This window comes from Pseudomonas sp. A014 (genome assembly GCF_052378495.1).
GTDB classification, from domain to species: domain Bacteria; phylum Pseudomonadota; class Gammaproteobacteria; order Pseudomonadales; family Pseudomonadaceae; genus Aquipseudomonas; species Aquipseudomonas machongensis.
On sequence record NZ_CP199001.1, the window covers coordinates 2,448,110 to 2,468,708 of the forward strand.

The following is a 20,599-nucleotide window of genomic DNA, read 5'->3' on the forward strand; positions in this document are numbered from 1 at the left end:
CCCGCGTCCACAGGAGGCGGGCAACCTGGCGTCAGCCGTGCGGTACCGCGCCCTTGCCCGCGCTCCCGGCGTACTGCTCCTTCAGGTGCCCCTGGTCATCCAGCAACCAGGCATCCATGATCTCGCGCACCACAGGCCCGGCCACGCGGCCGCCAGCCTCGCCGTTCTCGATCATCACCGCCACCACGATGGACGGATGCTCGGCGGGCGCGAAACCCACGAACAGGGCGTTGTCGCGGTGCCGCTCGAGGGTCTTGTCGCGGTTGTAGCGCTCGCCCTGGCGGATCGCCACGACCTGCGCGGTGCCGCTCTTGCCGGCAATCCGGTACTGCGCGCCAGCGGCGGCCGCACGGGCGATGCCGCGCGGATCGTGCATGACCATCTGCATGCCCTGGCTGACCTGGTCCCAGGCGCGTTTGTCATGCAGCACGATGTCGGGCATCGGGTTCGGGTCGACCGGGTGCTCGCCACCCACGGTCATTGCCAGGTGCGGACGGTGCCACACCCCCTTGCTGGCCAGCAGGCTGGTGGCCTGCGCCAGTTGCAGCGGGGTGACCTGCATGTAGCCTTGGCCAATGCCGAGGATCAAGGTTTCGCCGGGGAACCAGGCCTGGCGGCGGGTGGCGCGCTTCCATTGTGCAGACGGCATCAGGCCGGGCGCTTCCTCGAACATGTCCAGCGAGACCTTCTGGCCCAGGCCGAACTCGGCCATGTAGTCGTGCAGGCGGTCGATGCCCAGCTTGTGCGCCAGGTCGTAGAAGTAGGTGTCGTTGGAACGCATGATGGCGGTGTACATGTCCACCCAGCCATCGCCGCTGCGGTTCCAGTTGCGGTACTTGTGGTCGTAGTTGGGTAGCTCGTAGTAGCCGGGGTCGAACACGCGGCTACCTGGGTTGATCACGCCGCTGTCCAGGCCGGCGATGGCCACTTCCGGCTTGACCGTCGAGCCTGGCGCATACAGCCCGCGCAGCACGCGGTTGAACAGCGGACGGTCGATCGAGTCGCGCAGCGCGGCGTATTGCTTGAAGCTGATGCCCTTGACGAACAGGTTGGGGTCGAAGCTGGGGTTGCTGACCATCGCCAGCACGTCGCCCGTGGCTGGATCCAGCGCCACCACCGCGCCGCGGCGATCGCCCAGAGCCTTTTCGGCGGCTTGCTGCAGTTTGGCGTCCAGGCTCAGGACAATATCCTTGCCCGGCACCGGATCGTGATGGCGCAGCACGCGCATGACCCGTCCCTGGGCATTGGTCTCGACTTCCTCATACCCCACATGGCCGTGCAGTTCGTTTTCGTAGAAGCGCTCGACGCCGGTCTTGCCGATCGACTGGGTGCCGCGGTACTCGGTGCTGTCGAGGGTCTTGGCTTCCTTTTCGTTGATCCGTCCGACGTAGCCGACCGAATGGGCGAAGTGCTCGGCCAGCGGGTATTCGCGAATGAACTGCGGCTCGACGTCCAGGCCGGGCAGGCGGAACTGATTGACCGCGATCAGCGCGATCTGCTCTTCGCTCAGGCCGAACATCAGGGTGACCGGTTCGAACGGCTTGCGGCCACGGCGCAGGTCTTTGTCGAACTGGGCGCGGTCGTCGTCGGAGAGGTTCAGGATCTTGGCCAGGGCATCGAGCACGGCGGTGGTCTGGCCGTTGGTGCGCTCGCGGGTCATGGTGAGGTTGAAGCTGGGCTTGTTGTCGGCCAGCACCACGCCGTTACGGTCGTAGATCAGCCCGCGTTCGGGGGCGATGGGCAGCACGTGCACGCGGTTGTTCTCCGAGACCGCCGATTGCTGGTCGTGCTGCAGCACCTGCAAGACGTACAGCCTGCCGATCAGCACGGCAACCAGGCCCAGGGTCAGCGCGGCGCAGACCAGCAGCCGGCGGTTGACCAGGTGCTTTTCCTTTTCGTGGTCCTTGAGGGGAATCGGCTGTGGCATGGGGGCTCGGTGAAGTGATGACGAGTGAAGGCGAGGGCTGGCCCGCAGTGGGCCGTCTGCGGCCCCAAGGGCCGGGGATGCTACGCAAGCTCGGCGGTCGGCTCAAGGTCGGTCACGGCCAGCGAACAGCGTGACGTGCCGCCCACCCCGGTAGCAGCGCGCTGGCGTGGAAGATGAAAATTCCTTCATCTGACCGCTGGCGCCCGGTCGCCGGCTGCGCACCACTGTCGATGTCAATTTCCGCCACCTGTCGTCATGAACTGGCACAATCCCTTGTTTGGCTTATTCGGAGACTTCCATGCTGCGCATATTCGAGCGTTGGCTAGACCCCTTCCCACCCGACGAAGCCCCACCACCGCCCATGGGCCTGGCACGGTTCATGTGGGCCTGCACGCGCGGTGCCCGCGGCTATATCGTGGCGCTGGCGCTGCTCAGCGCGGCAGTGTCGATCTACGAGGCCTGGCTGTTCGCCTTCCTCGGCCAGGTGGTGGACCTGCTTTCGACCTGGAAAGTGGGCGATGCGGTGACCGCAGAGGAGGCGAGGGTGCTGTGGGGCGCGGGTGCCGTGCTGCTGGTCAGTATCGCCCTGGTGGCGGGGCGCACGCTGGTGCAGCATCAGGTGCTGGCGATCAACCTGCCACTGCGCCTGCGTTGGGATTTTCATCGCCTGATGCTGCGCCAGAGCCTGTCGTTCTTCTCCGACGAGTTCTCTGGCCGGGTCACCACCAAGGTGATGCAGACGGCGCTGGCGGTGCGTGAGGTGCTGTTCACCCTGATCGAGATCCTGCCGGGTATCGGCGTGTACTTCGTGGCGATCATTGCCCTGGCTGGCGGTTTCGCGCTCAAGCTGATGTTGCCGTTCATTGCCTGGGTGGTGCTGTTCGGCCTGACCATGGTGTATTTCGTCCCGCGCCTGGGAAAGGTTGGCCAGGAGCAGGCCCATGCCCGCTCGTCGATGACAGGGCGGGTTTCGGATGCCTACACCAACATCACCACGGTGAAACTGTTTTCCCACTCCCGGCGCGAGGCACACTTCGCCCGTGCAGCGATGGAAGATTTCAAGCAGACCGGCTTTCGCCAGATGCGCCTGGTCAGCCTGTTCGAGATCGCCAACCAGGCGCTGGTGGTCGGCCTGATCATGGGCGCGGGAGGTTACGCCCTGTGGCTGTGGCACCAGGGCGAAGTGGGCGCCGGCGCAGTGGCGGCGATCACTGCCATGGCACTGCGCGTCAATGGTATGTCGCACTGGATCATGTGGCAGATGACCTCGCTGTTCGAGAACATCGGCACCGTGCAGGACGGGATGGTGACCCTGACCACCGGTCCCAAGGTCCAGGATGTGCCGAACGCGGGAGAGCTGGTGACCCACGGCGGGGCGGTGAGCTTCGATAATGTGCGTTTCAACTATAACGGCGAGCGCCAGGTGCTCGATGGCCTGAGCCTTGAGATTCGCCCCGGCGAGAAGATCGGCCTGGTCGGCCGCTCCGGTGCGGGCAAGTCGACGCTGATCAACCTGCTGCTGCGTTTCTATGACGTGGACAGTGGCGAGATCCGCATCGATGGGCAGAACATTGCCCAGGTCACCCAGGACAGCCTGCGCAGCGCGATCGGCATGGTCACCCAGGACACCTCGCTGTTGCACCGTTCGATTCGCGACAACATCGCCTACGGTCGCCCCGAGGCGAGCGAGGCGCAGATCCGTCGTGCTGCCGCCAGTGCCCAGGCCGATGGCTTCATCAGCCAGTTGAGCGACCGCCAAGGGAACACCGGCTACGACACCTTGGTCGGCGAGCGTGGCATCAAGCTGTCCGGGGGCCAGCGCCAGCGCATCGCGATTGCGCGGGTGATGCTGAAGAATGCCCCGATCCTGCTGCTCGACGAGGCCACCAGTGCGTTGGACTCGGAGGTCGAGGTCGCCATCCAGGAAAGCCTCGATGACATGATGCAGGGCAAGACGGTGATCGCCATCGCTCACCGGTTGTCCACCATCGCGGCGATGGACAGGCTCATCGTGATGGATGAAGGGCGCATCATCGAGCAGGGCACCCACGCTGAACTGCTGGCCAGAAACGGCACCTATGCGCGGTTGTGGCAGCATCAGAGCGGTGGCTTCCTGGGCGAGGATCAGGGCGTGGTGGAGTCCACCGAATAGGCGTCCTGCGACCGTTCGTCGCCAGGAAAGCCTCGCCTGCATCCACAACGGCTGCTGGCGGGTACAGGAAGACAACAGTCATCGACTGTCCAACCGAGTGCCCACCAGGAGTCCATCCCATGAAAATCCCGTTTGCCTCGATCCTGCTCGTATCGAGCTTCACGCTCGCGCAACAGGCTGCCCATGCCGCGGTGCCCGATGCCGTCAAGGTGCCCGCTGGCCACACGGTCATGCTCGAAACCGTCGGCGTCGGTGAAATCACCTACGAGTGCCGTGACAAGAGCAATGCGCCGGGCGAGACCGAGTGGTTCTTCGTCGGTCCCAAGGCGACCCTCAGCGACCGCAGTGGCAAGGCTGTCGGCGACTACTTTGGCCCGCCCGCCACCTGGCAGGCCAAGGACGGCTCGAAGGTCACCGGCACCCAGCTTGCCGTGGCCCCTGCAGGCAAAGGCGATCTGCCTTACCAACTGGTCAAGGCGAATCCGGCCGAGGGTAAAGGGGCAATGCACGGGGTCAGCTACATCCAGCGCCTCGCCACCCAGGGCGGTGTGGCGCCGGCAATGGCCTGTACAGCGCAGAACAAGGGGGCGCAGCAGATCATCAAGTACCAGGCCGACTACATCTTCTGGTCTGCCAAATGATGGGCGGTTGAACTGACGCTTGGCAGTGGATCATCTACGCTGCTCTACAAGCCCCGGCCGCAAGGCCGGGTCTCAGCGCCGACACAGGACCGTGCCGAGAGTGAATTCATCCGTTACGCCTTTCGATTTCCAGGATTGCCTTGCCGCTTGCGCGCGGGGTGACCGCAGCGCCTTGCAGGCGCTCTACGACCATGAAGGTTCGCGTTTGCTCGGGGTGGTGCGGCGCATCGTGCGCGATGACGCCATGGCCGAGGATATCGTCCACGACGCGTTCATTCGCATCTGGACGCGGGCGACCAGCTTCGATGCGACGCGAGGTTCGGCCCGGGGCTGGATCTACAGCATCAACCGCCACCTGGCCTTGAATGCCGTGCGCGACAGCCGACCGGAGACGGCGTTGGACGACGCGGACATCGCGACCTTGGTTGGGGAATTCGACGAGGGCGCCATCTGGTCAGGCTCCGCGAAGATCTATCGCTGCCTTGAGCAACTGCAGCCTGCACCGCAGCGGTGTGTCCTGCATGCCTATGTAGACGGCTGCAGCCACGCGGAAATCGCCAGCCTGATGGGGGCGCCGCTGGGTACGGTCAAGGCGTGGATCAAGCGAAGCCTCGAGGCGCTGCGGGAGTGCATGACATGACGCCGGGTTCAACCGATGACCCTACGCAGCTGCTCGATGTGCTGGCGGGCGAGTATGTGTTGGGGACGCTGTCTGCCGAACAGCGCATTGCGGTGCTTGCGCGACTGGACCGCGAGCCGGACTTGCGGGCGGCTGTCGACCGTTGGGAAGCGCGCCTGCTCGAGTTGACCACGCTGGCTGAGCCGCAAAAGCCAAGCACGCGTCTGTGGCGACGGATCGACCGCAGTATTTCGGAGCAGGCCCGGCAGGTGCGTCCGACAAACCGATGGTGGAGTCGTCTGGCCCTATGGCAAGGCGTGAGCGTCGCCGGTCTGGCCGCGACTGTGCTGCTGAGCCTGGCCCTGCTGACTACCCGTCCTGCGACGACCCATTACCTGGTGGTGCTGGTCGCGCCGACCGATCAGGTGCCCGGCTGGGTCGTGCAGGCCAGCGATGCGCAGACCATCGCGTTGATTCCGCTGGGTCGGGATCAGGTGCCCGAAGGGATGACCCTGCAATTCTGGACCAAGGGTGAGCAATGGCAGGCGCCAGTCTCCCTGGGCTTGGTCAAGCCTGGCGAGCAGTATCGCGTTCCGCTGCGCGACCTGCCGCCTCTTGAACCCAATCAGCTGTTCGAACTGACGCTGGAGAAGGCGGGCGGCTCACCCACGGGCCGGCCGACTGGCCCTGTGAAGTTCATCGGCCGTTCGGTGAAGGTCATTTGATTTTCAGTTGCTCGTGACTGCCGCTGGGACTAGTCACATTTAGTTACTACGAAATGGCATCAAATTGCCTTGTCGGCCCGATTCATGGGGGCTGAGCAGGTGGTTTGCCACCCAATGGTCACAAAGTTGTAATACAGCTGCTGCAAAGTGTTCCGGCCATCACACGGAGCGCTTTTCCATGATACGCCTGATGAAGTCTGCTGCACTCGCCGTTGCCGTTTCGCTTAGCGCCACTTCGGCCTTCGCCGCAGAAAACGTCCGCCTGACCGGTTCCGGCGCGAGCTTCCCTGCACCGATCTACCTGACCTGGTTCAAGGATTTCAGCAAGAAGACCGATGGGGTCACCGTCGATTACCAGTCCAAGGGCAGTGGCGCCGGTGTCCAGGACTTCCTGAACAAGACCGTCGATTTCGCCGCCAGCGACTCGGCCATGAAAGACGAAGAAATTGCCAAGGTCGGCGAGGGCGTTCAGTTGCTGCCGATGACCGCGGGCGAGATCGTCCTGGCCTACAACCTGCCAGGCAACCCCAAGGGTCTGAAGCTGCCGCGCGACGTCTACTCCGACATCTTCCTGGGCAAGATCACCCAGTGGAACGATCCGAAGATCGCCGCCGCCAACCCTGAGCTGAAGCTGCCTGCCACCCCGATCACCGTGGTCGTGCGTGCAGACTCCAGCGGTACCACCGCCGTCTTCACCAAGCACCTGTCGGCCATCAACCCTGCCTTCAAGGAAGCGCTGGGCGAGGGCAACACCGTGAACTGGCCGGCGACCGACAAGTTCATCAAGTCGCCGAAGAACGATGGCGTGACCGCCACCGTACGCCAGACCCCGGGCGCCATCGGCTACATCGAATACGGCTTCGCCAAGCTGGCCAAGGTCGACTTCGCTGCCCTGCAGAACAAGGCTGGCCAGTATGTCGTACCGAACGCCGAAAGCGGTGCCGAAGCACTGGCTGCGGTGAAGATGCCGGAAAACCTGGTGGCCTGGCTGCCTGATCCGGACGGTGCCAAGTCCTACCCGATCACCTCCTACACCTGGATGATCTTCCGCAAGGACAACGGCAACCCCGCCAAGGCCAAGGCCATGCGCGACATGATCGAGTACAGCCTGACCGAAGGTCAGAAGATCGCCGACTCGATGGGCTACATCCCGCTGCCGCAGTCGGTTGTCGACCAGGTGCGCAAAGCGGCTCAGAACATCCAGTAAGACTGCCAGGTTGCGCCCGGCCTGCCTTGCAGGCATGCCGGGCGCCTCTGCCCCTGTCCCGGAAATAATCCATGAACACACCTTTTGCCATTCCGGATAACCCCGACTCTGCATGCCAGCCGCCGTCAACCAAGGATTTCCTGGTCGACCGTACGTTCCGTGCACTTGCACGTATCGGCGTGGTGCTGGTGCTGGCACTGGTCTTTGCGCTGGTCTACGAAGTAGGGCGCAAGGCGCTGCCGGGTATGGAAAAGCACGGATTCGATGTGCTCTTCGGCAGCGTGTGGGACGTTAACCAAGGCAAATACGGCATTCTGCCGGCGATCTGGGGCACGCTCTACAGCGCCCTGATTGCATTGCTGATCGCCGGTTTCTTCGGTGTCAGCATGGCGATTTTCCTCACCCAGGATTTCCTGCCCGCAAAACTCGCTGCGGTGTTCCGCACCATCGTCGAGCTGCTCGCCGCCATCCCCAGCGTCGTCTACGGCCTGTGGGGCATCTACGTGGTGATCCCGGCAATCCGTCCGCTGACCGCATGGTTGAACAGCGAACTGGGCTGGATTCCGTTCTTCGGTTCCTCCTTGAGCGGGCCCGGGCTGCTGCCTGCAGCGCTGGTGCTCGCCATCATGATTCTGCCCACCGTGGCCGCCGTGTCCCAGGATGCGCTGACCAGCGTGCCAATGAAGACCAAGCAGGCAGCCTACGGCATGGGCACCACCCACTGGGAAGCCATCCTCAAGGTGATGGTGCCGTCTGCCGCCACTGGCATCTTCGGCTCCCTGGTGCTCGGCCTGGGCCGTGCCCTTGGCGAGACCATGGCGCTGGCCATGCTGGTGGGCAACGCCAACACCATCACGCTTTCCCTGTTCGCCCCGGCCAACACGCTGGCGGCCTTGCTGGCCCTGAACTTCCCTGAAGCCGGGCCGAACGAGGTCGAGGTGCTGATGTACGCGGCGCTGGTACTGATGTTCATCACCCTGCTGGTGAACGTCATCGGATCGCTGATCATGCTCTACGCCCAGCGGGGTAATAAATAATGACCGACCTCACGACCCCTGCAACTGCATTGCCCAGCCTGCAGCGCCGGTTCGAAGGCCGCGCCCTGCGCAGCCTGACCCTGACCACGATGGTGTGGTGCGTGGCCCTGCTGGCCAGCGTGCCGCTGATTTCCGTGCTCTACATGCTGATCACCCGCGGCGGTGCCCGCCTGAGCCTGGAGGTGTTCACCGAGCTGCCGCCCACCGGCTTCGAGATGGGCGGTGGTTTCGGCAACGCCATGGCCGGTACCTTCGTCATGGTCGGTATCGCCGCTGCCATCGCGGTGCCGGTCGGCATCCTGGCGGCGATCTTCCTCGCTGAGCTCGGTCCGGACAGCAAGCTTGCCAACGCATCGCGCTTCGCCGCCAAGATGCTGACCGGCCTGCCGTCGATCCTGGCTGGCGTGTTCGCCTATGCCCTGGTGGTCATGACCACCGGCACTTATTCCGCACCGGCCGGTGGTGTGGCGCTGGCAGTACTGATGCTGCCGATCGTCGTGCTGACCGCCGAAGAGGCGATGAAGATGGTGCCCAAGATCATGAAGGACGCCGCCTACGGCATGGGCTGTACCCGCGCCCAGGTGATCTGGAAGATCATCCTGCCGACCGGCATGCCGGCCATCCTTACGGGCGTCATGCTGGCCGTGGCCCGCGCCGCTGCTGTTCACCGCATTGTTCAGCAACTACTGGATCTACCACGATGGCAGCCTGGCGGTGATGAACCCCACGGCCTCGCTGGCGGTACTGATCTACAACTTCTCCGGCATGCCTTTCGACAACCAGCTGGAGCTCGCCTGGGCGGCCTCGCTGGTACTGGTGATGATCGTGCTGGTCGTGAATATTCTCAGCCGTGTTTTCGGCAAGCCTAAGTATTGAGAACGGGAGCATCCAACTTGAACGTATCGACTGCGCAAAGAGCCGCTCCGTTGGTCAACCAGGCACCAGTGGTCATGGACTGCAAACTGGACAAGATTTTCTACGGCAACTTCATGGCGGTCCGCGACAGCCATGTACCGATCGAAAAGAACAAGATCACCGGTTTCATCGGCCCGTCCGGCTGCGGCAAGAGTACCGTGCTGCGTAGCCTCAACCGCATGAACGACCTGGTGAAGGGGTTTCGTTTCGAAGGCCACGTGCACTTCCTCGGCCAGGATGTCTATGGCAAGGGTGTGGACCCTGTGGTCGTGCGCCGCTACATCGGCATGGTGTTCCAGCAACCGAACCCGTTCTCGATGAGCATCTTCGACAACGTCGCGTTCGGCCTGCGCCTGAACCGCTACAAGGGCGACCTGGGCGACCGCGTCAAGCATGCCCTGCAAGGTGCAGCGCTGTGGGATGAGGTGAAGGACAAGCTCAAGGTCAGCGGCCTGTCGCTGTCCGGCGGGCAGCAGCAGCGCCTGTGCATCGCCCGTGCCATTGCCACCGAGCCGGAAGTGCTGCTGCTCGACGAACCCTGCTCGGCACTCGACCCGATCGCGACCCGGCGCGTCGAAGAGCTGATGGTGGAGCTCAAGAAGGACTACACCATCGCCCTGGTGACCCACAACATGCAGCAGGCGATCCGTGTTGCCGACACCACCGCGTTCTTCTCGGTGGACATCTCGCAAGGCTCGCGTACCGGCTACCTGGTCGAGATGGGTCCAACCACCCAGATCTTCCAGAACCCGCGCGAACAACTGACCAGTGACTACATCAGCGGCAAGTTCAGCTGATCGTTCACTCGACCGAAGCGGTTGGATGTCGCAGGCCAGGATGGCCGCTGCGACAGTCCGACCGCTTTTACTTTTTTAGTGTTTCCAGAGATTACTTATGCGTGCGACGCGTCGTCTTGACCTGTCAGCGGTAGAACGTGCACTGCGGGATGTGCAGCGGCGTTTCACCGAGCTCAGCAAGCACTTTACCGAACCGCGTGACCCGTTTACCGATGAGGTGCTGCAAAATGTGCTTGAAGGCTATGCCCTGATTGACGACTATGTCGCGCGGGGTATCGACCTGTTCGACCTGCAGCAGTTGAACCTGATGCTGGAGATCAACGCCACGGTGCTGTGTGGTAGCGATCCTGAACGTCGAGTGGAGTTCGCCCAGCACCTGATCGCCACCGAAGAACACTTCTTCAACAACGTCGAAGGCGGCATCAAGGACCTGTACAACTGGTATTGCTCGTATGGCAGCGATTCGGTGTGGAAACGCGCAGCAGGCGTGTATGTTCGCATCCTGAGCAAGCCGCAGCTGTTCATTGAAGGCAACAACCGCACGGGGTCGCTCATCGTCAGTTATCTGCTGATGCGCGCAGGGCTACCGCCGTTCGTGCTGACGCTGGACAACGCCGAGGGCTATTTCAACCCGTCCTCGGTCATACGCAACTCTGCCAAGCATGGTGTAAAGGCCTTGTACGAATTGCCCAAGATCAAGAAAAAGTATGCGGCGTTCCTGGAAGCGCAGTCGCCCGATCCGGAAAAATTCTTCCTGGGCGAAGCAGCAACGCCTGCCTGCCGGGAGGTTCGCTGATGGGGCGCTATCCGATGCTCAAGCAATGGCGCGCCGGCAGCCGCCAGGCCTGGCAGGGCGTTACCCGGGCCTTCAGGCGCCCGCGGGTGCGTATCTCGTTCGACATCGACGACACGCTGGCTTGCCTGCCGCACCACAGCCCCGAAGAGCACAGCAAGCTGCCGGGCTTCGTTCATCGTTGGCTGGGCGAGCCGCTGCGCATCGGCACCCGCGCGCTGATTCGCGATCTGCGCCGCCAGGGCTATAGCGTCTGGATCTATACCTCGTCCGGCCGCACACCTTCCTACATCCGTCGTTGGCTGTTGCTCTACGGCATCCGCGTCGATGGCGTGGTCAACAGCGATCGGCACCAGCACGTGCTGAACGTCAACGGTCTTGAAAACCCTCCCTCGAAATTCCCGCCGGCATTCGATATCGACCTGCATGTCGATGATTCCGAAGGCGTGCGCATCGAAGGCGACGACCATGGTTTTCGTGTTGTCGTGGTCTGCCCCAAGGATAAGAACTGGGCGCAGAAGGTCATGGACGCTGCGGTCGATGTCCAGGCAAAGCTGGCCTGGCAGCAGCCGCTCAGGCACCAGGCGCCAGTCCAGTCATCCTCCGAGGCCCTATTGTCCTGACAGTGCGCCAGCGTCTGGCCGGCGATCCCGACCCGCTCACCCCAACGGGTGATTCCCCGGCGCACAAGCCCATGGCACCATCCGATCAGCGGAATTCCAGGGGTCACAGACGTGCAAATCGATCAGCTTTCATCAGTCCAGTGGTTCGAGGCGATGGCGAAAGTCACCGCCGCCATCGGCGCCCAGGGTTTCGCCACGGCGCTGTTCGACGCGCTGGCCTTGGTCGGCCCGGTCAAGGCCAGCACGGTCTACCTCTATCCGCGCGAGGGCTTGCCATCGGCCTGGTCGGAATGCGATGGACCCGGCCCATGGCGGCCGGAAGGGAACGTACGGCGATACCTGTCCGGTTTCTACCTGCTCGATCCGTTCTACGACCAGTGCATGGAAAGGTCCGACTCAGGCTGCTATACGCTGGCCGATGTTGCACCTGATCACTTCAAGCTCAGCGAGTACTACCTGGCGTTCTACCGGCACTCGCACCTGGAGGACGAGATCAACTACCTCCTGCAGCTGGACGAGAGCCTGAGCCTGGCGGTGTCGTTGGCCTTCACCGACGAGCTCGACGAGGCGGCAAAGTCGCGTTTCAAGTGCATCAGCCCGTGGGTGCTGGCGGTGCTGACCAAGCATTTCGAGGGGTACCAGGGCCGTGGCGGGCGCGAGGAGAAGGTCTGGGAGCAGCGTGTACATGCAGCCTTGAGCAATTTCGGTTCGTCCTTGCTGACCGAGCGCGAGTGCCGGATTGCCCAGCTCATCCTGCGCGGGCATTCGACGAAGTCGCTGGCCGAGCGTCTCAAGGTTTCCGAAGACACCATCAAGTCCCACCGCAAGCATGTCTACGCCAAGCTCGACATCGGCACGCAGTCCGAGCTGTTTTCCCTGTTCATCGATGCGCTGGCCAATGCCCATGGGGTGCTGGAGCGTGATCCGCTGGAAAGCTACATGAGCAAGCCGCGCTGACGCGAAAACGCCGACGAGTCATCGTCGGCGTTGTCATTCAAGGTCAGCCTGACGCTGGTCAATCGGCCATCTGCAACTCAGGCAGCTTCACCCGGAACGCGCGAGTAAGGCCGATCAGCAACACCAGGCCCAGCGCCATCCAGCACAGGCCGATGGTGAAGGACATGCTCGACAGGCTGGTCCACAGCCACAGCGTGCTGAGAAAACCCAACCCCGGGATCAGGCCGTAACGCATGCAGTTTGCCGTACCGCGCAGTTTCTGGTCGGCCAGGTAGTGCTTGACCACCGCCAGGTTGACCGCCGAGAAGGCGAACAGCGCGCCGAAGCTGATCATGTTGGCGACGGTGTCCAGGCTGATGAACAGCGCACTCAGCGAGACCAGGCCAACCACCAGGATTGCGAAGGCCGGGACGCGTTTTTTCGTCACCAGTTGGCCGAAGGCACGGGGCAGGGCGCCGTCACGGCCCATGGCGAACAGCACCCGCGACACACTGGCCTGGGAGGCCATTGCCGAGGCGAAGCAGCCTGCCACATAGGTGGCGGTAAAGGCGCTGGCCAGCAGGCGCCCGCCTGCGCTGTTCATCACCTCTACCGGGGCGGAGTCCGGGTTGGCGAAGCTGCTCCAGTCCGGGTGCACCAGTTGCGCGAAGTAGGACACCACCAGAAACAGCAGGCCGCCGATCAGCGACACCGCCATGATTGCCCGCGGGATGCGCCGGGTCGGGTCGCTGGTTTCCTCGGCCATGGTCGAGACTGCGTCGAAGCCCACGAACGACAGGCACAGCACGGCAGCGCCGGCCATGATCGCCGAGGCGCTGAAACCTTCATGGTAGAAGGGCGCGGTCAGCGATATCGGCTGCACTTGGGTAGACAGGCTGTTGATGGACAAGGCCACGAACACCACGATGAATACCAGTTGCGCGACTACCAGAATGCCGTTGACCCGGGTCACCGACTCGATGCCGATCAGGTTGAGGAAGGTCACCGCGCCGATGGCGCCCAGTACCCACACCCAGGCGTGGACCGTCGGGAAGTATTCCGACATGTAGATGCCGATCAGCAGGTAGCTGAGCAGTGGCAGGAAAATGTAGTCGAGCAGCAGCGTCCACCCCGCCATGAACCCTGCGTGGGCGCCGAAGGCTTTGCGCGTGTAGGTATAGACCGAGCCCGAGTAGGGATGCGCCTGGACCATGCGGCCGTAGCTGTAGGCGGTGAAGAGCATGGCGCCCAGGGTCAGCAGGTAGGCGGTTGGCAGGTGGCCCTTGGTGATCTGGGCGACCAGCCCGTAGGCGGAGAAAACTGCCAGCGGCACCATGTAGGCGAGGCCGAAGAGCACCAGGGCGGTCATGCCCATGGATTTGCGAAAGCGGGTACTGGCAGCGCTCGTATGTGCCGTGGAATGCGCAGCGGTTGTGGTTGTTGTATGCATGGCTGACTCCGGATGCAGGACGCCGCAGTATGCGAGCGAGCTCGATACTGTCGAGGGAGAGGGCGATTGGGCTGAAGGCGGGGCGAGGGCCCTTCGTTCAGGCGCTGTGGCTATCTCGAGGGCGGGAGCGGGTGCGACGTGAGGTGATGAAGCGTGCGTTCATGGCGTTGTTCTCTTTATTGACCTGGCACGAAAGGTAAGGCCGCATCTGGGGGCCTTGGCGCATGCTCCCATAGCCGATTCGTCTTCGAAATCACCCGTTGGGGTGAGCCGCTGACTGGGCTGGAGACCTCACCCCAACGGGTGATTTCACACCGCTGCTGGCTGCTGCAAGCTTCAGTGGCGTCTCCATACCAACAAGGAAAACCGCCCATGAACGCGCCTTTCGTACCCCAACGCCAGACCCGTGAATACCAGGCCGCCGATGCTGCACACCATATCCATGCCTTCCTCGACCAGAAGGCGCTCAACGCCGAAGGCCCACGGGTAATCGTCGGCGGTGAGCGGCTGCATCTGTGGGACAGCGATGGCAAGCGTTACCTGGACGGTATGTCGGGCCTGTGGTGCACCCAGCTCGGCTACGGGCGCAAGGACCTGACGGCCGCCGCGGCGGCGCAGATGGACCAGCTGGCGTACTACAACATGTTCTTCCACACCACCCATCCGGCGGTGATCGAGTTGTCCGAGCTGCTGTTCAGCCTGCTGCCGGGGCACTACAGCCACGCGATCTACACCAACTCCGGCTCCGAGGCCAACGAGGTGCTGATCCGTACCGTGCGCCGCTACTGGCAGGTGCTAGGCCAGCCGAACAAGAAGGTCATGATCGGCCGCTGGAACGGCTACCACGGCTCGACCCTGGCGGCCACGGCGCTGGGCGGAATGAAGTTCATGCACGAGATGGGCGGGCTGATTCCGGATGTGGCGCACATCGATGAGCCCTACTGGTATGCCGCCGGTGGCGAGCTGAGTCCGGCCGAGTTCGGTCGCCGCTGCGCCTTGCAGCTGGAAGAAAAAATCCTTGAGCTTGGGGCCGAGAATGTCGCCGGCTTCATCGCCGAGCCGTTCCAGGGCGCCGGCGGCATGATCTTCCCGCCAGAAAGCTACTGGCCGGAAATCCAGCGCATCTGCCGCCAGTACGACGTGCTGCTGTGCGCCGACGAGGTGATCGGCGGGTTCGGTCGTACCGGCGAATGGTTCGCCCACGAATACTTCGGTTTCGAGCCCGACACCCTGTCGATCGCCAAGGGCCTCACCTCGGGCTACGTGCCGATGGGCGGGCTGGTGCTGAGCAAGCGCATCGCCGAAGCACTGGTCGAGCGCGGCGGGGTATTCGCTCACGGCCTGACCTATTCCGGGCACCCGGTGGCCGCTGCGGTGGCGATTGCCAACCTCAAGGCCCTGCGTGACGAAGGCATCGTCCGCCAGGTGAAAGACGACACCGGGCCCTACCTGCAGCGCATCCTGCGCGAGGTGTTCGCCAACCATCCCCTGATTGGCCAGGTACAGGGCGCCGGGCTGGTGGCGGCACTGCAGTTCGCCGAAGACAAGGCCAGCCGCAAGCGCTACGCCAATGAGAACGAGCTGGCCTGGCAGTGTCGGACTTTCGGCTTCGAAGAGGGGGTGATCATTCGTTCGACCTTGGGGCGGATGATCATGGCGCCTGCGCTGGTGGCCAACCACAGCGAGCTGGACGAGCTGGTGGAGAAGACCCGCAAAGCGGTCGACCGCACCGCGCAGGCCCTGGGCAAGCTCTGAAGCGGCTGCGCTACCTTTCCTACCCACGGTTCCTGGAGCACAACGTGCACGATTCAACCTACTGGCGGCATCAAGCCGCCAACCTGACTTTTCGCGATCAAGCCATGATCGGCGGCCGCTTCGTGGCCGCCACAGGTGGCGCAACGTTCGATGCGATCAACCCTGCCACCAACCAGCTGCTGGCGCGGGTCGCCGCCTGTTCCGATGAGGACGTAGACCGTGCCGTGGCCAGTGCTCGGCAGGCGTTCGAGCAAGGCCCGTGGGCCCGGATGGCGCCGACCCATCGCAAGCGTGTGATGCTGCGTCTGGCCGAGCTGATGCTTGTTCACCGCGAGGAACTGGCGCTGCTCGAGTCGCTGAACATGGGCAAGCCGGTGCTCGACGCCTACAACATCGATGTGCCGGGCGCCGCGCATGTCTTCGCCTGGTATGGCGAGTCGCTCGACAAACTCTACGACCAGGTTGCGCCCACTGCGGCCGAGGCCGTGGTCACCATCACCCGTGAACCGATCGGTGTGGTCGCAGCCGTGGTGCCGTGGAACTTCCCGCTGGACATGGCGGCCTGGAAACTGGCCCCGGCCTTGGCAGCCGGCAACAGCGTCGTGCTCAAGCCTGCCGAACAGTCGCCGCTTTCGGCGCTGCGCCTGGCCGAGCTTGCACTGGAGGCGGGCATTCCCGACGGGGTGTTGAACGTCGTGCCGGGGCTGGGCGAGATCGCCGGCAAGGCATTGGGCCTGCACCCCGATGTCGATTGCCTGGTATTCACCGGCTCCACCCAGGTGGGCAAGTACTTCATGCAGTACTCGGCGCAGTCGAACCTGAAACAGGTGTGGTTGGAGTGCGGTGGGAAAAGCCCGAACCTGGTGTTCGATGACTGCAAGGACCTGGACCTGGCCGCAGAGAAAGCCGCATTCGGCATCTTCTTCAACCAGGGTGAGGTCTGCTCGGCCAACTCGCGACTTTACGTGCAGCGCTCGATCCATGACGCGTTCATCGCGCGTCTGATCGCCAAGGCGCGCGAGTGGCAACCCGGTGATCCGCTCGATCCGGGCAGCCGCACCGGCGCCATCGTCGATGCGCAGCAGACTTCGCAGATCATGGCCGCAATCGGCCGTGCACACGAGGAGGGGGCCTCTCTGGTGGCCGGTGGGCGTCAACTCAGCTTCAACGGCTCCAGCAACTTCATCGAGCCGACGATTTTCACCCATGTCGACCCGCAGTCGTCGCTTTCGCGTGACGAGGTCTTCGGCCCGGTGCTCGCAGTGACGGCCTTCGACACTGAAGAGGAGGCTATCCGCCTGGCCAACGACAGCGTCTATGGGTTGGCAGCCTCGGTCTGGAGCGACGACCTCAACCGCGTGCATCGGGTTGCCAGACAGCTCAGGGTCGGCAGTGTTTCGGTCAACACCGTCGATGCGCTCGATGTGGTCGCCCCGTTCGGCGGCTACAAACAGTCGGGCTTTGGGCGTGACCTGTCACTGCATGCGTTCGACAAGTACACCCAGTTGAAGACCACCTGGATCCAGCTGCGCTGATCTCGGGCGCAGCGTTCAATGCCGTGGCGGCCTGGCACAGTTCAGTGCCGCCACGGCGACCGCCAGCGCCGCCCCGGCGTAAGCCCAGATCGCTGGCACCTGCGGTAGCAGCACACCGGCCAGCATCGGCCCGAGCCCGGCGCCGATGTCGCGCCACACGGCATTGCTGGCCAGCGCCTGAATGCGCGCGTGTGGATTGCGCAGCGCGACGAGGGTCATCACCAGCGGCAACTGCAAGGCGCGCAGCACCAACACGAAGAAGGCGCCGATGAACAGCCAATGGCTGGCGAATACCAGCAGCGCCAGTGACGTGGCCAGCGACAGCACCACCAACATGCGCAGTGCGCCGAAGCGGTCTGCCAGGCGTCCGCCAAAGGGGCTGAAGAGCATCTCGCTCAGATAGCGCACCGCCATCAATACACCGGCCACCAGTACCCCCGACTCGCCCATATGGACTTGCGCATACAGCGAGAGGCCGAAGATGAACAGGCCGTCCAGCGTCACCCCCTCGATGAAGGACCAGGTGGCGATGCTGTCTGGCAGGCGCAGACGCCGACCGCTGCGCGCGGCAATGTCATGGCCGCCGCAAGGCAAGGCGCGGGCACGCCACAGGCCGCACAGGGCACTGACGCACAGTACGTAGAACACAGCGCGCGGGCCGTAGGCCTGGGCCATCAGCGCACCCAGCGGCAAGGCCAGCATGGGGCCGATGGCCAGGGTCGCCCGCGAGCGCCCGGCGCGGCGGGCTGCACCTTGTGCTTCGGCAGTGGCGAGCGTCTGGGTACTGAGGTTGAAGGTCGCAAAGCACAGCCCCCAGACCAGGCGCAGCACCAGCAGTGCGGCGAATCCGCCAAGGGTGGCGTTACCCAGTGCACACACCGCTGCGGCAAAGGCCGCCAGGCTGCACGCCGCACGATCGCCATGGCGTGCATAGAACCGCACCACCCAGCCATAGCCGATGATCCGTACCAGGCGATTGGCCGCCAGCAATACACCCGCCTCGACCAGGGTCACGCCGAAGTCCGAAGCGTACATGGGCAGTAGCAGATAGAGCAGTACGTCACTGGGCAGGCACAGGCCGAGTACCTGGGCGGCGTTGCGCGAATCTCGGTCGGCGCGCAGGGTTTGCGCCGGTACGGCAGCGGACGACATGACAGTCTCGTGGCAAAGGGCGGGGGTACGCAGCATAACCTCAAGGGTCATGCCGGTAACACCCGTGTCATGGCGTCGGGGAAGGCTGGCCGCCGTCCAGACCCCATTTAGCAAGCGCTCAGAACGATCATGAATAAAATTGCAGATCATCTCGAAAAAAATGAGTTTGTCTCAAGGTGCGATGATCCTGACAATCCCCCCATCGAATTTTCCCCCAGGGTAGGCAGCCGTTCGCTGCCCCGGTGAGGTGATGCAGGCCATCACCGCCCAACAGGATGTCAGAGACCGATGAACAACGAATTTACCTTTGCCATCAAACGCACGCGTTTCGATGAAGACTATTGCCCCGCGGAAAACACGCGTACCACGACAAACTTTGCCAACCTGGCCCGTGGGCGCAATCGCCAGGAAAACCTGCGCAACACCTTGAGCATGATCGACAACCGGTTCAATGCCTTGGCGCACTGGGACAATCCCGAGGGCGACCGCTACAGGCTTGAACTTGAAATCATTTCTGTCGAGATGACGATGGAAGGCCAGCAGGCCGATCACAGCCTTCCGCTGATCGAGTTGCTGAAGACGACGATCGTCGACCAGAAAACCAACGCGCGTATCGAGGGCATTGTTGGCAACAACTTCTCGTCCTACGTGCGCGATTATGATTTCAGCGTGCTGTTGCTGGGGCATAACAAGGGCCAGCCCGACTTCAGCATTCCCGAGCACTTCGGCGATTTGCACGGCAAGTTGTTCAAGGCGTTCGTGAACTCCAGTGCTTATAAAACGCATTTCGCCAAGGCACCGGTGATCTGCCTGAGCGTGTCGAGCAGCAGGACCTATCGCCGCACGGACAACCAGCATCCGGTATTGGGCGTCGAGTACCAGCAGGACGCCTATTCCTTGACCGATGAATACTTCAAGAAAATGGGCCTGACGGTCCGCTACTTCATGCCGCCTGACAGCGTCGCGCCCTTGGCTTTCTACTTTGCCGGCGACCTGCTGGAGGACTACAGCCCGCTCGAGCTGATCAGCACCATCAGCACGATGGACACCTTCCAGAAGATCTATCGGCCGGAGATCTACAACGCGAACTCTTCGGCAGGCAAAGCCTACCGGCCAAGCCTCGAACATCAGGATTACTCACTGACGCGCATCGTCTACGACCGTGAAGAGCGCAGTCGGCTGGCGATCGAGCAGGGCAAGTTCGCCGAAGAACACTTCATCAAGCCGTACCAGGCGGTGCTTGAACAGTGGTCGTCCCAGTGCGCGCTCTGATTGAACAAAATGCATAAGGTTTATCTGTCATGAAAAAGCTGTTACCCACTTCAACCGCAGGCAGCCTGCCCAAGCCTTCTTGGTTGGCCCAGCCTGAAACCCTTTGGTCCCCCTGGAAGTTGCAGGACGCGGAGTTGATCGAGGGCAAGCAAGATGCCTTGCGTTTGTCGCTGCAAGAGCAGCAGCACGCCGGTATCGATATCGTCAGCGATGGCGAGCAAACCCGTCAGCACTTTGTCACGACCTTTATCGAGCACCTGAGCGGTGTGGATTTCGAGAAGCGGGAAACGGTCAGGATTCGTGATCGCTACGACGCGAGCGTGCCGACGGTCGTGGGTGCCGTGGCTCGGCAGAAGCCTGTGTTTGTCGAGGACGCCAAGTTCCTGCGCCAGCAAACCCAGCAGCCGATCAAGTGGGCGCTGCCGGGGCCCATGACGATGATCGACACGCTGTATGACAGCCACTATAAAAGCCGCGAAAAACTGGCATGGGAATTTGCCAGGATTCTCAACCAGGAAGCCCGGGAACTGGAAGCTGCAGGCGTCGATATCATTCAGTTCGACGAGCCGGCATTCAATGTGTTCTTCGATGAGGTGAACGACTGGGGCGTGGCCACCCTGGAGAGGGCCATCGAAGGGCTGAAATGTGAAACCGCGGTGCACATTTGCTACGGCTACGGCATCAAGGCCAACACCGATTGGAAAAAGACCTTGGGTTCGGAGTGGCGGCAATATGAGGAAGCGTTCCCCAAGTTGCAGAAATCCAGCATCGATATCGTTTCGCTGGAATGCCACAACTCGCGTGTGCCCATGGACCTGATCGAGCTGATTCGCGGCAAGAAAGTAATGGTCGGGGCCATCGATGTGGCCACCTCGACCATCGAAACGCCTGAGGAAGTCGCCGACACCCTGCGCAAAGCCCTGCAGTTCGTGGACGCCGACAAACTCTACCCCTGCACCAACTGCGGCATGGCGCCTTTGCCACGTCAGGTTGCCAGTGGAAAGTTGAGGGCACTGACGGCGGGTGCAGACATCGTTCGGCGAGAACTGTTGAACGCGTGATG

At 62.9% G+C, this 20,599-nt stretch carries 17 protein-coding genes and 1 pseudogene; 15 read left to right on the forward strand and 3 right to left on the reverse strand.

From position 1 onward, the window contains the following. Nucleotides 1–31: 31 nt before the first annotated feature. Complete coding sequence (gene mrdA, locus ACTYOL_RS11115) at nucleotides 32–1,927, reverse strand: penicillin-binding protein 2 (RefSeq protein WP_197889550.1); 1,896 nt, start codon at nucleotides 1,925–1,927, stop codon at nucleotides 32–34. Between the two features lie 298 nt (nucleotides 1,928–2,225). Here mrdA and ACTYOL_RS11120 point away from each other — a divergent pair, with 298 nt between their 5' ends. From ACTYOL_RS11120 to ACTYOL_RS11170, 11 genes and pseudogenes are all read left to right on the forward strand, one after another. After that, nucleotides 2,226–4,079, forward strand: a complete 1,854-nt coding sequence (locus tag ACTYOL_RS11120; RefSeq protein ID WP_153773927.1) for an ABC transporter ATP-binding protein — start codon at nucleotides 2,226–2,228, stop codon at nucleotides 4,077–4,079. Between the two features lie 119 nt (nucleotides 4,080–4,198). Then, on the forward strand, nucleotides 4,199–4,720 hold the full coding sequence (locus ACTYOL_RS11125) for a DUF3455 domain-containing protein (protein ID WP_444757926.1): 522 nt from the start codon (nucleotides 4,199–4,201) through the stop codon (nucleotides 4,718–4,720). A gap of 100 nt (nucleotides 4,721–4,820) precedes the next feature. After that, nucleotides 4,821–5,360, forward strand: a complete 540-nt coding sequence (locus tag ACTYOL_RS11130; protein ID WP_153773925.1) for a sigma-70 family RNA polymerase sigma factor — start codon at nucleotides 4,821–4,823, stop codon at nucleotides 5,358–5,360. After that, on the forward strand, nucleotides 5,357–6,064 hold the full coding sequence (locus ACTYOL_RS11135) for an anti-sigma factor (RefSeq protein ID WP_444757927.1): 708 nt from the start codon (nucleotides 5,357–5,359) through the stop codon (nucleotides 6,062–6,064). The genes ACTYOL_RS11130 and ACTYOL_RS11135 overlap by 4 nt, the downstream gene beginning before the upstream one ends. A gap of 178 nt (nucleotides 6,065–6,242) precedes the next feature. Continuing rightward, on the forward strand, nucleotides 6,243–7,271 hold the full coding sequence (pstS, locus tag ACTYOL_RS11140; RefSeq protein WP_444757928.1) for a phosphate ABC transporter substrate-binding protein PstS: 1,029 nt from the start codon (nucleotides 6,243–6,245) through the stop codon (nucleotides 7,269–7,271). Nucleotides 7,272–7,342: 71 nt separating this feature from the next. After that, nucleotides 7,343–8,308: a phosphate ABC transporter permease subunit PstC gene (gene pstC / locus ACTYOL_RS11145; RefSeq protein ID WP_054894154.1), complete on the forward strand. Its 966-nt coding sequence runs from the start codon at nucleotides 7,343–7,345 to the stop codon at nucleotides 8,306–8,308. Then, nucleotides 8,308–9,184 (forward strand): annotated as a pseudogene (gene pstA / locus ACTYOL_RS11150) (phosphate ABC transporter permease PstA). Before pstC ends, pstA begins: the two are co-directional and overlap by 1 nt. A 74-nt stretch (nucleotides 9,185–9,258) precedes the next feature. Then, nucleotides 9,259–10,020, forward strand: a complete 762-nt coding sequence (gene pstB / locus ACTYOL_RS11155; protein WP_054894178.1) for a phosphate ABC transporter ATP-binding protein PstB — start codon at nucleotides 9,259–9,261, stop codon at nucleotides 10,018–10,020. A 97-nt stretch (nucleotides 10,021–10,117) separates the two neighbouring features. Next, nucleotides 10,118–10,816, forward strand: a complete 699-nt coding sequence (locus tag ACTYOL_RS11160) for a hypothetical protein (protein ID WP_153773923.1) — start codon at nucleotides 10,118–10,120, stop codon at nucleotides 10,814–10,816. Beyond that, nucleotides 10,816–11,436 (forward strand): hypothetical protein, encoded by a 621-nt coding sequence (locus tag ACTYOL_RS11165; protein WP_371926302.1) that lies wholly within the window; start codon nucleotides 10,816–10,818, stop codon nucleotides 11,434–11,436. Before ACTYOL_RS11160 ends, ACTYOL_RS11165 begins: the two co-directional genes overlap by 1 nt. Nucleotides 11,437–11,589: 153 nt before the next feature. Beyond that, nucleotides 11,590–12,393 carry a helix-turn-helix domain-containing protein gene (locus ACTYOL_RS11170; RefSeq protein WP_112898045.1) on the forward strand — a complete coding sequence of 268 codons (804 nt, stop codon included), beginning with the start codon at nucleotides 11,590–11,592 and terminating at the stop codon, nucleotides 12,391–12,393. Nucleotides 12,394–12,451: 58 nt separating this feature from the next. Here the strand turns inward: ACTYOL_RS11170 and ACTYOL_RS11175 are convergent, their stop codons facing one another. Continuing rightward, the gene (locus ACTYOL_RS11175) at nucleotides 12,452–13,822 is read right to left on the reverse strand and encodes an APC family permease (protein WP_153773921.1); all 1,371 of its coding nucleotides are present in this window, start codon (nucleotides 13,820–13,822) and stop codon (nucleotides 12,452–12,454) included. Between the two features lie 372 nt (nucleotides 13,823–14,194). Between ACTYOL_RS11175 and ACTYOL_RS11180 the strand changes: the two genes are divergently transcribed. Both ACTYOL_RS11180 and ACTYOL_RS11185 read left to right on the forward strand, forming a co-directional pair. After that, nucleotides 14,195–15,577 (forward strand): aspartate aminotransferase family protein, encoded by a 1,383-nt coding sequence (locus ACTYOL_RS11180; protein WP_153773920.1) that lies wholly within the window; start codon nucleotides 14,195–14,197, stop codon nucleotides 15,575–15,577. Nucleotides 15,578–15,681: 104 nt separating this feature from the next. Continuing rightward, nucleotides 15,682–17,112, forward strand: a complete 1,431-nt coding sequence (locus ACTYOL_RS11185; RefSeq protein WP_444758144.1) for an aldehyde dehydrogenase — start codon at nucleotides 15,682–15,684, stop codon at nucleotides 17,110–17,112. A 15-nt stretch (nucleotides 17,113–17,127) separates the two neighbouring features. Here ACTYOL_RS11185 and ACTYOL_RS11190 read toward each other — a convergent pair whose 3' ends face one another. Then, the gene (locus ACTYOL_RS11190; RefSeq protein WP_153773918.1) at nucleotides 17,128–18,264 is read right to left on the reverse strand and encodes an MFS transporter; all 1,137 of its coding nucleotides are present in this window, start codon (nucleotides 18,262–18,264) and stop codon (nucleotides 17,128–17,130) included. Nucleotides 18,265–18,552: 288 nt separating this feature from the next. On the opposite strand from ACTYOL_RS11190, the gene ACTYOL_RS11195 reads away from it, so the two are divergent. Beyond that, nucleotides 18,553–19,536 (forward strand): DUF1852 domain-containing protein, encoded by a 984-nt coding sequence (locus ACTYOL_RS11195; protein WP_153773917.1) that lies wholly within the window; start codon nucleotides 18,553–18,555, stop codon nucleotides 19,534–19,536. Between the two features lie 29 nt (nucleotides 19,537–19,565). Next, nucleotides 19,566–20,597, forward strand: a complete 1,032-nt coding sequence (locus tag ACTYOL_RS11200; protein ID WP_197889556.1) for a methionine synthase — start codon at nucleotides 19,566–19,568, stop codon at nucleotides 20,595–20,597. The last annotated feature ends 2 nt before the right edge of the window (nucleotides 20,598–20,599 follow it).